This window comes from Mesorhizobium kamtschaticum (genome assembly GCF_056174585.1).
The window spans coordinates 5,068,739-5,082,511 of sequence record NZ_CM149691.1; the positions used below are offsets into that span (position 1 = coordinate 5,068,739).

Genomic DNA, 13,773 nt, shown 5'->3' on the forward strand with positions numbered 1-13,773 from the left:
AGGCGCCGCCAGGCATGTTAGCCTCCGGTTCCTGGTCCGACCCGGGCGGAAGCGAACAGCGCGACGGCGTTGGTGATGCTTTGGGCAGCCTTGCCGCGCCATTCGGCGTCGAGCAGTTGCGCCTCGTCCTTGGCATTCGAGAGATAACCGAGTTCGACCAGCACGGATGGCACGTCTGGTGCCTTCAGCACCTTGAACCCCGCGGAACGCTGCGGATTGTTGATGAGGCCGACGCTGGTCGACAGCTGGCCGACCAAGGTGTGGGCGAAACTCATCGAAAATGTGTGCGTCTCGCGGCGGATCAGGTCGATCAGGATGTCGGTCACTTCCTTGTTATCGTCCTTGATGACCATGCCGGCGAACTGGTCGGGAGATTCTCGCGGTCGGCAAGCGCCTGCGCTTGCGGGTCAGACGCCTTGTCGGAGACGGTGTAGACGGTGGCGCCGCGGATGCCCTTGACGCTGATTGTGTCGGCATGGATCGAAATCAGCAGGTCGGCCTCGTGCTGGCGGGCAATGCGCACGCGGTCGTCCAGACGCAGATATTCATCGGTGTTGCGGGTCATGAAGACATCGTATTTGCCGATGGCGGCGAGCTTGTCGCGCAGCTCCGTGGCGAAGGCCAGCGTGACGTTCTTCTCGATGGTGCCGTTCAGCCCCTCGGCGCCGCCGTCGACGCCGCCATGGCCGGGATCGATGACGACGGTGAAGCGGTGGCCGGGATTCGAGACCGGCCCGGTACCAACCCGCCCGCCCTTGTCGGTCGAAACCGTCGAACCGGTGGTCAGCGCCTGGTTGGCAAGGGCGGCGTCGAATTCCCGTTCGGAGGCGGCCGACATGTCGATGGCAATGCGGTAGCCGGTTCCGTCCTCATTCTTGAGCACATCCAGCTTGTCGACGGCGAACGGTCCCTTGCCGGTGAGGATCAACCGCGAAGCACCCTCGCCGAGCGCACCCAGGCGCACGCCCTTGACCAGGCCGCGCGGCCTCAAATCCTTGGCGTCGATGGCCAGCCTGGTATTCGCCAGGTCGATGACCAAGCGATTGGGTCCGCGCAGCAGGAACCATTTGATGTCCGGTTCGCGGTCGAAATCCATGACGATCCGCATCTTGGTGGCATCGCCCGCCATCTTGTAGCCTTTTGCCACGAGCGGCGCGTCGGCGGCATTGGCAACAGGGGAAAAGGCCTGGGAAATCGCCAAGAGCACCAAAAGACAGAAGGCGTGCAGAATCCGGCTGCCAACACGACATCCCTTGTCTGTGAAGTCTGCCAGTCCCATCTCTCTTCCAGTCGCTCCCGGTTTGGCGCCAGGCGCCCGGTCGTTTCGTCGAAGTGCCGGTTAGGCCGCGAACTCGATTAACGATTGGTATCCAGAGAAGGTTAACCAAGCCTTTTCATGCAAGGTTCGTAACCCAGTCTTACGTTACGGAACTGCTTTTTGCCGGCATCGGAAATCGGGGTTGCCTTCCAACCCGTCAAATCATAAAAGCGATAGTGGATCACTGCAATCCTGGAACCGCCCTCCTCCGCAGCTTCCTGCTACAGGGTCAGATGAAAAGGCGGCTCCTTTCGCTTCACGCGAAAAGGGTTCAGGTGATTGCGACGAATTTCGCAGGTGTGCTCCCGTGGCGGGGGAATCACCTGCGTGAGGAAAACGGTCGGGTTTGTTCCCGTGCCGGCTCTGTATGAGCAAACAAGCTGGTCCGGTTTCCGGGCTTTGGTTCAAAAGGTTCTGCTGGTGACGATGGCTTCAAGCGCAATCATGGAAAGGTCCGCATCAAACCGCGCCAGTATGGCTGCGGGCGGCACCGCCATGACGCGCAGGCACCGTCCGGCGGACATTCAGACATCCGGCACCCACACTCCAGACACGCAGCAGCGGGCTTTGTTGCCTTGCAAGCTGCGGCTGACGGCTGCCGGGAGGAAACGAAATAATGCCCAACAAAATGCTGATAGACGCCTCCCACCCGGAGGAAACACGCGTTGTCGTCGTACGCGGTAACCGTATCGAAGAATTCGACTTTGAATCCCAAGACAAGAAGCAGCTCAAAGGAAATATCTACCTCGCCCGCGTAACGCGCGTCGAACCCTCCCTTCAGGCAGCCTTTGTCGAATATGGCGGCAACCGTCACGGTTTTCTCGCCTTCAGTGAAATACACCCCGACTACTACCAGATCCCGGTCGCCGATCGTCAGGCCCTGCTGCGCGCCGAAGCGCAGGAGGCCGAAGACGAGGAGGACGAGGATGGCGACGGCGATGATCGCCAGAGCCGCGATCGCGGCCGGCGCGGACGCCGGCGCGGCGGCAAGAGCCGCGACCGCGGTGAGCACAAGCGCGATGCGGGCGAGGCAGGCGAAGGCTCCGGCGAGGCAGGCGAAGGCAGCGACAATGGCGACATCGTTGTCGAGGAGACCTCCCACACCTCCGAGATCATCGAACACGCGGCCGATACATCAGAACATTCAGATAGCTCGGAGCATGCTGATGCGTCCGGCCATGATGAAGGTTCCGCCGAGCAGGACGAAACCGAAACCCGCGAGGGTGGCCCGACATCGATCGCCGCCGCGGTCGAAGGCGATGTGATTTCCGAACCCGTCTCGCAGACGGAACAGGGTAGCGAAGCAACGTCCGGCGACAATGATCGCGGCATGCTGGAGGAAGTACAGTCCTCGCATCCCGATGATCACGAGGTCGAATCGGTCGGTGCCGAGGATGCGCTGGAGGAAGTGCGCAACCGCCGCAAGCCGGTGCGCCGCCAGTACAAGATCCAGGAAGTGATTAAGCGTCGGCAGATCCTGCTGGTGCAGGTCGTCAAGGAAGAGCGCGGCAACAAGGGCGCCGCACTCACCACCTATCTGTCGCTTGCCGGCCGCTATTCGGTGCTGATGCCGAACACGGCGCGCGGCGGCGGCATTTCGCGCAAGATCACCAGCGCGGTCGACCGCAAGCGCCTCAAGGAGGTCGTCGCCGATCTCGAAGTGCCGCAGGGCATGGGCGTCATCCTGCGCACCGCCGGCGAGAGCCGCACCAAGGCCGAGATCAAGCGCGACTACGAATATCTGATGCGGCTGTGGGAGAACGTGCGCAATCTCACGCTCCAGTCCACCGCCCCTGCCCTCGTCTACGAGGAAGGCAGCCTGATCAAGCGTTCGGTGCGCGACCTCTACAACAAGGATATCGACGAGATTCTCGTCTCCGGCGAAGAGGGCTACCGCGAGGCCAAGGACTTCATGCGCATGCTGATGCCGAGCCACGCAAAGGTGGTTCAGCCGTTCCGCGACACGACGCCGATCTTCGTGCGCAACGGCATCGAGGCGCAGCTCGACCGCATGCTGCAGCCGCAAGTGACGCTGAAGAGCGGCGGCTACATCATCATCAACCAGACCGAGGCACTGGTCGCCATCGACGTCAATTCGGGTCGCTCCACCAAGGAGCACTCGATCGAGGACACGGCACTCCACACCAACCTGGAAGCGGCCGAGGAAGTCGCGCGTCAGCTCAGGCTGCGCGATCTGGCCGGCCTGATCGTCATCGACTTCATCGACATGGAGGAGAACCGCAACAACCGCTCCGTCGAGAAGCGGCTGAAGGATCACCTCAAGAACGATCGTGCCCGTATCCAGGTCGGCCGCATCTCGCATTTCGGCCTGATGGAGATGTCACGCCAGCGCATCCGCGCCAGCGTGCTGGAATCGACCATGAAGCCCTGCCCGCATTGCGGCGGCACCGGCCATGTGCGCTCCGATTCGTCGGTAGCGCTAATGGTGGTGCGGGCGATCGAGGAATTCCTGCTCGAGGATTCGCGCAGCCACATCACGGTGCGGACGCCGGCGGCGACCGCGCTCTACGTGCTCAACCACAAGCGCGGCACGCTGGTGGAACTCGAAAGCCGCTTCGGCCTGACCATCACCATCGAGGCCGACGATACGGTTGGCGCGCAGCACTATGCGATCTTCCGCGGCGCTCTGGCCGAAAAGCCGGAGGGCTTTGTCGAGGCGCGCAGTTTCCCGGCCTATGTCGAGCCGGAAGAGCCCGAGGACGAGATTGTCGTCGTCGAGGAAGACGAAGAGGTATCGGTCCAGGCCGAACAGCCGCGCCAGCAGCCGCAGCAAAACCAGCAGCCGCGGCCTGCCGCCGCCGAGGACGGCGAAGGCCGCGACCGCAAGCGCCGCAAGCGTCGCAGACGTCGCGGCGGCAGAGACCGCGATCGCGAGCATGGCGCCCCGGCGGACGGCTCATCCATCTCCGCTCCGGCCGGCGATTTCGCCGAATCGGCAAACGCGGCGGACGATGACGACGGCGAAGCCGACGACGCCGCTCCGATCGCTGCCAGCGCCTCTGACGAGGCGGCGCAGGCTTCGGATGACAGCCAGGGCAAGAAGCGCCGGCGCGGCAAACGCGGCGGCAAGCGCAACCGCCGTGAAGACGGCGAAGGCGAAACCGAGGCAAGTGCCGGCGAAACGACCGAGGCTTCCGAGGCCGATGCTTCCGAAAGCGAGCCTGCGTCGATGGAGCCGGTGGCTGTTGCTGTGGCCGAAGAGCCTGTGGCTGCTGTGAGCGAAGAGGTGCCGAACACCGAAAAGCCCAAGAAGCCGCGTCGCGCAGCCAAGCCGAAGAAGGCAGCTGCCGAGGCCGTCGCCGAAACGACTGTCGTCGAAGCGGCCGCGGAAACGCCGGTCGAGGCTCCGGTGGCTGTTGCCGAGGAAACAGTGGTCGCGGCCGTCGCCGAAGAGCCTGCAAAGGCCCGACCGTCACGACGCAAGCCGGCGGCCATCGATGCGCCCGTCGTGCCGGTGGTTTCCTCGACCGTCGCCGCCGAGCCGGAAGCCAAGGCCGAAGAAAAGCCGAAGCGCGCCGGCTGGTGGCAGCGGAAAGGCTTTTTCTAAGCCTTTTTGGCTACTTGAACTGATTTTCTGACAAAAGAATCCCGCGCCGATCGAAAGACGGCGCGGGATTTTTCACATCCGGCGTTGCAACAGGTCGCGAAATTATGGCGCGAAGATCGACCAGTTCATCATCCTGGCCAGCTTTTCCAGCGCGATCGAACCCAGCTTGGAATTGCCGTTGGCGTTGAGACCCGGCGACCAGACGGCAAGTGACGCGACGCCCGGCACGATGCCCAATATGCCGCCACCGACGCCGCTCTTGCCCGGGATGCCGACACGGAAGGCGAAATCTCCGGAGCCGTCATAGTGGCCGCAGGTCAGCATCATGGCGCCGATGCGCCGCGCCCGCTCGGCCGACACCACAGTATGCCCGGTCGCTGGATTCTGCCGCCATTGGCGAGGAAGCGGCCCGCCATCGCCAGTTGCCGGCAACTCATGGCGATGGCGCAATGGTGGAAATAGACGCCAAGCGCCAGTTCCGGCGCATGATGAAGATTGCCGAAGGATTTCATGTAGTTGGCGAGCGCGAAGTTGCGATAGCCGGTGGCGCGCTCGGACGCGGCGACCTCGCGGTCGATGATGATGGTCTCGTCGTCAGCGAGAAACTGGATGAAGCGCAGGATCTCGCCGATCGCCTCGCGCGGCTGGTGGCCGGCAAGCAGAATGTCGGAAATGACAATGGCGCCGGCATTGATGAACGGATTGCGCGGAATGCCGTTCTCGTGCTCGAGCTGAACGATCGAATTGAACGGATTGCCTGACGGCTCGCGCCCGACCCGTTTCCACAGCGCGTCGCCGACACTGCCGAGCGCCAGCGTCAAGGTGAAAACCTTGGAGATGCTCTGGATGGAGAAGGGCTGGTCGGCATCGCCCGCCATCAGCATGCGACCGTCATTGGTGACGGCGGCTATGCCGAATTTCCTTGGATCGACCTTGCCCAATTGGGGAATGTAGGTCGCAACATCGCCGCGATCGCTGCGCTCGGTCATTTCCGCGGCGACTTCGGCCAGCGCGAGTTCGAGTTCCGGCATAGTGCTACCTCAACCAGCGTTCGATACGCGCCATCGCCTCGACCATGTCGTCATGGCTGCCGGCATAGGAAAACCGCATCGTGCGATGCCCCGCCTGGGTGTCGAAGTCGCGGCCGGGCGTCGCCGCCACATGCGCCTCGGCCAGCATCTTGCGCGCAAAGGCCATGCTGTCATTGGTGTGCCGGGTGACATCGCAAAAGGCATAGAAGGCGCCGTCCATGGGGGCGGCCAGCGGAAAGCCGAGTTCCGGCAGACGCTTCATCAGAAGTTCGCGATTCCAGGCGTAGCGCCCCTTGACCGCTTCCAGCTCTTCGGTCGCGGCAAAGGCTTCGATCGCGGCAATCTGCGACAGTTCCGGCGGCGAGATGTAGAGGCTCTGGGCGATGCGTTCGACGGGCCGCACCAGTTCTTCCGGCAACACCATCCAGCCGATGCGCCAGCCGGTCATGCAATAGTATTTCGAGAATGAATTGATCACCGTCACGCTGTTGCCGAAGGCGAGTGCCGTGGTGTCCGGGGCGCCATAGGCCAACCGGTGGTAGATCTCGTCGGAGATGACGGCGATGCCCAGCGTCTCCGCTGTATTGACCAGCGCCGAAAGTTCGTCGGCCGGTATGACCGCGCCGGTCGGGTTGGCCGGGCTCGCAAACAGGACACCCTTCAGCGGCTTCTGGCGGTGCGCGGCCTCCAGATGACCGGCATGCAGATAGGCTGCGTCACCGAGCTCGATCTCGACCACATCGATGCCGAGCGCCGCCATGATGTTGCGATAGGCAGGGTAGCCGGGTGCCGCGATGGCGACGCGGTCACCCGGATCAACATCGCCAGGAAGGCGAGATTGAAGGCCGCCGACGATCCCGTGGTCACCGCGATCCGGCCGGGTTCGATTTCGAGCCGATAGTGATCCGCGTAGTGCTCCGCGATCGCCTTGCGCAGACCGGCCAGACCCAGCGTGTCGGTGTAGCCTATGCGGCCGTGCTCCAGGGCCTCGGCCGCCGCAGCGCGAACCCGTGCGGGCGCCGGATCGGAGGGCTGGCCGACCGCCATGGAGATCACAGAGACGCCTTGAGCCCTCAGCCGGTTCGCCTCGGCCAGCACATCCATGGCGTGGAACGGCTCGACATTGCCGCGACGTGAGAGCGAAACGACCATTTTATCCCTATCCCGACGGTTGGGCACGCCATGCCCTCGAAACCATGCGCCGCACAAATGCCCGATTGATGTGAGGATCACAAGTTGAGGAAGTTTTCCGGTGCCGACTTTTCATCTTTCGCCCGCTCGTCTACCAGTGGACACGTTATGTTGAGCCGACCCAGATCGACGATTGCCCGGATTGCGCGTGTTTTCACGACGCTTTCGCTTGGCGTCACCGTTGCGGTGGCGAGTTCGGCCACCGCCTTCGCCCAGAACGTGCCGGTGGTACGCGATGCCGAGATCGAGGCTCTGGTGCGTGACTACGCCCGACCGATCTTCAGGGCGGCAGGGCTCGCGAATGACGGCATAGACATCGTGCTGGTCAACGATTCCAGCTTCAATGCTTTCGTCACCGGGCGGCGGCTGTTCATCAACACCGGCGCGCTGATGACGGCTGAAACGCCCAACGAGATCATCGGCGTCATCGCGCACGAGGCCGGCCATATCGCCGGCGGCCACCAGCAGAAACTGCGTGACCAGCTCGAGCGCGCCAAGACAATGGCCATCATCGCGACATTGCTCGGCGCCGGCGCGATCGTTGCCGGTGCGACCACCAACAGCCGCGGCCTTGCCGGCGCCGGCATGGGCGTGGCCGCCGGCGGCGGCGAGATGGCGCAGCGCAGCATCCTCGCCTACCAGCGCACCGAAGAGATCACGGCCGACCGCTCCGCCATCACCTATCTCAACGCCACCGGCCAGTCCGGCATGGGCATGCTGAAGACGTTCCGGCGCTTCCAGACCGCGCTGTCGCTGTCGGGTGCGCAGATCGATCCGTATCGGATCAGCCACCCCATGCCGCAGGAGCGCATCGCCAATCTCGAAGTGCTGGTGCAGCAGAGCCCCAATGTCGACAAGCCTGACCCGCCGGCGCTGCAGCAGCGCCATGACATGATGCGGGTGAAGATCGCCGTCTACATGGAGGGCCAGGCCACAGCGTCGCGGCTGATGCAAAAGATGAGAGGCAGCCTCGCCGGGCAGTATGGCGACGCCCAATCGACCTACCTTTACGGCGACATCGCCGGTGCACTCGCCAAGACCAACGCCCTGATCAAGGCGCAGCCCAAGAACCCCTATTTCCAGGAGTTGCGCGGCGACATCCTGATGAAGGCGAACAAGCCCAAGGACGCGGCGGAAGCCTATGCCAAGGCGGTCAGCCTCGATCCGGTGCGGTCCGGCTTGCTGCCTGTCTCGCTTGGCCAGGCGCTGATGGCGGTCGGCACGCCCGACTCGCTGAAGAAGGCCGTCGTGCAGATCAACAATGGTCTGGGGCGCGACAAGGAGAATTCCGCTGGGTACCGGTATCTGGCGCAGGCTTATGGCGAGTTGGGTGACATACCAGGCGCCGAGCTTGCCACCGCCGAAGGTCACTTCTATTCCGGCGATTACAAGGATGCGAAGATCTTCGCCATGCGGGCGCAGCAGCAGATGAAGCGCGGCGAACCGCGTTGGATACGCGCCCAGGACATCATAAACTACAAATCGTCTAGCAAGATCTAGTGAACCTTCCGGCGACGCGCTGCGACACAGCCGCACCGGGAAACAGGCAAAAGGAACGAGAACGATGAAAAAGGCACTGCTGCTGGGCACCACGGGGATCGCTGTGGCCCTTGCCATGCTGGCTTTCGGTTTCGTCGCCGGCAGCCCACAGATTGCCAAGGCCGGTGCGGCGCAGCCTGTCGAGACGACTCAGCCTGTCCAGACGGCTCAGCTTGTCCAGACGGCAGGGGCCGACACCAAGGCGGCCGATACCAAGATCGATCGCACTGAGGTCGAAGGGATCATCCGCGACTATCTCTTGAAGAACCCGGAAGTGTTGCTCGAAGTGCAGGACGCGCTCGAGGCCAAGCAGAAGGAAGAACAGCGCCTCGCCGCGCTCGGCGTCATCAAGAACGCCAAGGAGCAGATCTTCAACTCCAGCTTCGACGGCATCGTCGGCAACCCGAACGGCAAGGTGACGATCGTCGAGTTCTACGACTACAATTGCGGCTTCTGCAAACGTGCCATCGAAGACATGCGGGCGTTGACCAAGTCCGATCCGGATCTGCGCTTCGTGCTCAAGGAATTCCCGATCCTCGGCCCGGATTCGCAAAAAGCCAGCGTCGTCTCGATGGCGTTCCATCTGATGAAGCCGGAAAAGTACGGCGAGTTCCACAATGCCCTGCTCGGTGGCCAGGGACGCGCCACCGAAGCGGCGGCGATCAAGATCGCGCTGTCGCTCGGCGCCGACGAGGCGACGCTGCGCGAAAAAATGAAGGATCCGTCGATCACCGAGGCGTTCGCCAAGACCTACGATCTTGCCAACAAGCTGTCGATCACCGGAACCCCGTCCTATGTCGTCGGCAACGAGGTCGTGTTCGGGGCTCTCGGGCAGGACGTGCTGGCGGAAAAGATCGAGGCGGCGAAAGCCGCGCTTTGACCAGCCGAGGTTTTTCTTCACGGGCGCATTTCGGCCTGTTGTGGACAGTGAAAGAACGCACTTGCGCTCTTTTCGCGGACGGCTATGCCCGGTATAGAGGCCCAGCGCGCCGGTTTGATACCGGCGCCGGAAAAGGTCGGCTTTTTTGAAAACGGTTTTCGTCCTGAACGGTCCCAATCTCAACGCGCTCGGCAAGCGCGAGCCGGGCATCTATGGCGGCAAGACGCTTGCCGCGATCGCCGACGACTGCAAGCAGGCCGGCGCGTCGCTTGGACTCGAGATCGATTTCCGCCAGTCGAACCATGAGGGCGATCTTGTCGACTGGATCCAGGAAGCCGGCGACAAGGCTGCCGGCATCGTTATCAATCCAGGCGCCTATAGCCACACCTCGATCGCGATCCACGACGCCATCCGTTCGGTCGCGCCGCTGCCGGTCGCAGAAGTTCACCTTTCCAACATCCATGCGCGGGAATCATTCCGCCACGTCTCCATGGTCGCGCCGGTCGCCGTCGGCATGATCTGTGGCTTTGGGCCGCTCGGCTACACGCTGGCGCTACAGGCGCTGGCCGCACGCCTATGACCGGCCAACAAACAGAAGGCTCGAAAATGTCGATAAAGAAGACCGGTGTTGACCAGCAACTGATCCGCGATCTGGCGGGCATACTGAACGACACCAACCTGACCGAGATCGAGGTTGAACTGGGTGACCTGAAGGTGCGCGTGTCGCGGCAGACGCCTGCCGTCCACGCGATTGCGGCACCCAGCCCACCTATGCGCCAGCTGCAGCCCAAACCGCTGCAGCAGCAGCGCCGGCGGTGGTCGATGTGTCCAAGAACGCGGTCACCTCGCCGATGGTCGGCACTGCCTATCTGGCGCCGTCGCCCGACGCCAAGGCGTTCATCGAGGTCGGCCAGAAGGTCAAGGAAGGCCAGACGCTGCTGATCATCGAGGCGATGAAGACGATGAACCAGATCCCCTCGCCGCGCGCCGGCACGGTGACGGCGATCCTGTTCGAGGATGCGACGCCGGTCGAGTACGGCATGCCGCTCGTCGTGATCGAATAGAGCGGGCCGGATGTTTCAGAAGATCCTCATCGCCAATCGCGGCGAAATCGCGCTTCGGGTGCTGCGCGCCTGCAAGGAACTCGGCATCCAGACGGTGGTGGTGCATTCGACCGCCGACGCTGACGCCATGCATGTGCGGCTCGCCGACGAAAGCGTCTGCATCGGCCCGCCGCCATCGCGCGACAGCTATCTCAACATCCATCAGATCGTCGCGGCCTGCGAGATCACCGGCGCCGACGCGGTGCATCCGGGCTACGGCTTCCTGTCGGAGAACGCCAAGTTCGCCGACATATTGGCCGCGCACAACATCACCTTCATCGGCCCGTCCGGCGACCATATCCGCATCATGGGCGACAAGATCGAGGCCAAGCGCACCGCCAAGCGCCTGGGCATCCCGGTGGTGCCCGGTTCGGACGGCGCCGTCACCGATCAAAAGGAAGCCAGGCGCATTGCCGCCGAGATCGGCTATCCCGTAATCATCAAGGCATCGGCCGGCGGCGGCGGGCGCGGTATGAAGGTTGCCCTTACCGAGGCCGACCTTGAGATTGCCTTGCAGACAGCGAGCACGGAAGCCGGTGCGGCCTTCGGCGACGATGCCGTCTACATCGAGAAATACCTGGAAAAGCCGCGCCACATCGAGGTGCAGGTGTTCGGCGACGGCTTCGGCCGCGGTGTGCATTTCGGCGAGCGCGACTGTTCGCTGCAACGCCGCCATCAAAAGGTCTGGGAAGAGGCGCCCTCGCCGGCGCTCAACGCCGAGGAGCGCGCCCGCATCGGCAGCATCTGCGCCAAGGCCATTGCCGATCTCGGCTATTCCGGCGCCGGCACGATCGAGTTCCTGTATGAGAATGGCGAGTTCTATTTCATCGAGATGAACACGCGCCTGCAGGTCGAGCATCCGGTGACGGAAGCGATCACCGGCATCGATCTCGTCCACGAGCAGATCCGCGTCGCTTCCGGTGGCGGTCTTTCGGTCAGACAGGAAGACATCAAGTTCAATGGCCACGCCATCGAATGCCGCATCAATGCCGAGGATCCGCGCACCTTCACCCCCTCGCCCGGCACGATCACGCATTTCCACACGCCAGGCGGCCTCGGCATCCGCGTCGATTCCGGCGTCTATTCCGGCTACAAGATCCCGCCCTATTACGACAGCCTGATCGGCAAGCTGATCGTGCATGGGCGCAATCGCGTCGAATGCATGATGCGGCTGCGCCGGGCGCTGGATGAATTCGTCGTTGACGGCATCAAGACGACCTTGCCGCTGTTTCGCGATCTGGTCGGCAATGCCGACATCGCCAATGGCGACTATGACATCCATTGGCTGGAAAAATACCTGGCCAAGGAAGAGTAGTCCGGGGACGCGATGACCCGCCCCTACGCGCCCGGCTATCGCATCCCCACCGACCTCCTGCTCAAGGCCTATGCCTCGGGCGTCTTCCCGATGGCCGAAAGCGCCAGCGATCCGGAGGTGTTCTGGGTGCGGCCGGAGACGCGCGGCATCATCCCGCTCGACGGGTTCCACACGCCCAAAAGCCTGAAGAAAGCGATCCGCAAGAACCCGTTCGACATCCGCTTCGACTTCGATTTCGAGGCGACGATCGACGGCTGCGCCGAAAAGCGCGAGGAGCGGCGCTCGACCTGGATCAACGCGCCGATCCGCGAGGCCTACGTGCAACTACACCGCATGGGCCATTGCCATTCGGTCGAGGCCTGGCATGAGGACCAATTGGTCGGCGGCCTCTATGGCGTGTCGCTCGGACGGGTGTTCTTCGGCGAAAGCATGTTTTCCAAGGCGACGGATGCGTCGAAGATCTGCCTCGTGCATCTCGTCGAGCGCTTGAAGGTACGCGGCTTCGCGCTGCTTGATACGCAATTCACCACCGAGCATCTCAAGCGCTTCGGCGCTGTCGACGTGCCACGCGGCAAGTATGAGAAGATGCTGGCGGAAGCGCTGAAGGGCGAAGCCGTCTTTTTTCCGTAGGGATCGAGCCCCTATTTCCCGGCCGCAACTTCGATCGGCGTCTGCGAGTGGAACATCATCTTCCAGCCGTTGACGCGGTGGACATAGCCGGTGCTGACCAGCGCCGCGTAGGGTTCGCCATTCTCCCGCGTCGCATGCGCCTCGTAGGTCAGCATGACAATGTCGCTGCCAGGTTCGATAATTCCCTTGAGCTCGATATCGAGATCACGCCAGCGGTTGGGGTTGGTTGCGGTCTTGGCCAAATCCGCATTGTCCATTGCCTGTGCCATCTTCGGAAAGGCTACCAGGCATTCGGTATCCGCATTGGCCGCGTAGTAGGCCGCATCACCGGTCCAGAACCCCTTTTCGAGCTCCAGAAGTTCTTTCTTGCTGGCCGTGATCCGCTTGCTGTCTGACATCGAAATATCCTCCGGGCGCATCGATGCGCAATCGTCTGTGATCCAACGCATGGTGGCCACGACGGTTCCGAGGGATCAGTTGTTGCCTGACGTATCCGGTTCCGCGGGATCGGACTGTTCCACATCCGGACTGGCTGCAGGCTTCGGCTTGGCGGCGGCTGGTTTGGTCGCGGCCGGCTTCGAGGCATCGGCCTTGGTTGCATCAGCCTTGGTGGCATCGGGCGCCGGCACATCTGACTTCTGCTTGCATTCCTTCAGCCAGACGTCATAGACGGCATGTTCGACGGCGTTGAGCCCCGGGCTTTCGGCGAACATCCAGCCGGTGAAGATGCGGCGGATCTTGCGGTCGAGCGTGATCTCGTCGACCTCGACGAAGGAATCGGTCTTCGGCTCCTCGGTCTGCGGCCGGGAATAGCAGACGCGCGGCGTCACCTGCAAAGCACCGAACTGCACCGTCTCGTCGATATAGACGTCGAAGGTGATGATGCGACCGGTGATCTTGTCGATGCCGGCGAACTCGGCAACCGGGTTGGTGATGCGATCCGATCCCGCTGACGCCGCCGGCGCGGGTGCGGCGGGCGCAGCCGGTGCGGGCGAAGCGGCAAAGGCGGCGGTGCTGATGGCGAGGCTGGCGGTTAGCGTCAGACCGCCCGTCGATATCAGGTTGAAAAAGCTCATATAGGGGTACCGGTGGTTCGCGCCCGGGTGATTCCGTCGATCGCCAAGGCTAGTCGCCGTTTTCTGATCAGCAAGCAGCTAAACACCAATTGTGGCGATAAAGGACCGGCCTGCACTTCGTG

General features: G+C 62.9%; 8 protein-coding genes and 4 pseudogenes. 7 read left to right on the plus strand and 5 right to left on the minus strand.

Annotated features, from left to right (window positions below):
* Nucleotides 1-17: 17 nt before the first annotated feature.
* A pseudogene (locus tag AC0V7N_RS25160) lies at nucleotides 18-1,279 on the minus strand (N-acetylmuramoyl-L-alanine amidase).
* A 655-nt stretch (nucleotides 1,280-1,934) separates the two neighbouring features.
* Here AC0V7N_RS25160 and AC0V7N_RS25165 point away from each other — a divergent pair.
* A complete protein-coding gene (locus tag AC0V7N_RS25165) occupies nucleotides 1,935-4,886 on the plus strand; it encodes an Rne/Rng family ribonuclease (protein WP_475450987.1) in 2,952 nt (983 codons plus the stop codon).
* Nucleotides 4,887-4,988: 102 nt separating this feature from the next.
* Here the strand turns inward: AC0V7N_RS25165 and AC0V7N_RS25170 are convergent.
* Together AC0V7N_RS25170 and AC0V7N_RS25175 are read right to left on the minus strand one after the other, a co-directional pair.
* Nucleotides 4,989-5,917, minus strand: a pseudogene (locus tag AC0V7N_RS25170) (glutaminase).
* Nucleotides 5,918-5,921: 4 nt separating this feature from the next.
* Nucleotides 5,922-7,069: pseudogene (locus AC0V7N_RS25175) on the minus strand (pyridoxal phosphate-dependent aminotransferase).
* 147 nt (nucleotides 7,070-7,216) lie between these two features.
* On the opposite strand from AC0V7N_RS25175, the gene AC0V7N_RS25180 reads away from it, so the two are divergent.
* From AC0V7N_RS25180 to aat, 6 genes and pseudogenes are all read left to right on the plus strand, one after another.
* The gene (locus AC0V7N_RS25180) at nucleotides 7,217-8,608 is read left to right on the plus strand and encodes a M48 family metalloprotease (protein WP_475450989.1); all 1,392 of its coding nucleotides are present in this window, start codon (nucleotides 7,217-7,219) and stop codon (nucleotides 8,606-8,608) included.
* A gap of 64 nt (nucleotides 8,609-8,672) precedes the next feature.
* Nucleotides 8,673-9,527, plus strand: coding sequence for a DsbA family protein (locus AC0V7N_RS25185; protein ID WP_475450990.1), 855 nt, complete (start codon nucleotides 8,673-8,675; stop codon nucleotides 9,525-9,527).
* 145 nt (nucleotides 9,528-9,672) lie between these two features.
* Complete coding sequence (gene aroQ / locus AC0V7N_RS25190) at nucleotides 9,673-10,107, plus strand: type II 3-dehydroquinate dehydratase (protein WP_019857903.1); 435 nt, start codon at nucleotides 9,673-9,675, stop codon at nucleotides 10,105-10,107.
* 26 nt (nucleotides 10,108-10,133) lie between these two features.
* A pseudogene (gene accB / locus AC0V7N_RS25195) lies at nucleotides 10,134-10,591 on the plus strand (acetyl-CoA carboxylase biotin carboxyl carrier protein).
* A 10-nt stretch (nucleotides 10,592-10,601) separates the two neighbouring features.
* Entirely contained in the window at nucleotides 10,602-11,945 is a 1,344-nt protein-coding gene (gene accC / locus AC0V7N_RS25200; protein ID WP_475450992.1) for an acetyl-CoA carboxylase biotin carboxylase subunit, read from the plus strand.
* Between the two features lie 12 nt (nucleotides 11,946-11,957).
* Nucleotides 11,958-12,575 (plus strand): leucyl/phenylalanyl-tRNA--protein transferase, encoded by a 618-nt coding sequence (gene aat / locus AC0V7N_RS25205; protein ID WP_475450993.1) that lies wholly within the window; start codon nucleotides 11,958-11,960, stop codon nucleotides 12,573-12,575.
* Between the two features lie 11 nt (nucleotides 12,576-12,586).
* On the opposite strand, the gene AC0V7N_RS25210 is transcribed toward aat, so the two are convergent.
* Both AC0V7N_RS25210 and AC0V7N_RS25215 read right to left on the minus strand, forming a co-directional pair.
* A complete protein-coding gene (locus AC0V7N_RS25210) occupies nucleotides 12,587-12,973 on the minus strand; it encodes a hypothetical protein (protein ID WP_475450994.1) in 387 nt (128 codons plus the stop codon).
* Nucleotides 12,974-13,048: 75 nt separating this feature from the next.
* Entirely contained in the window at nucleotides 13,049-13,651 is a 603-nt protein-coding gene (locus AC0V7N_RS25215) for a DUF2155 domain-containing protein (protein WP_475450995.1), read from the minus strand.
* Nucleotides 13,652-13,773: the final 122 nt, after the last annotated feature.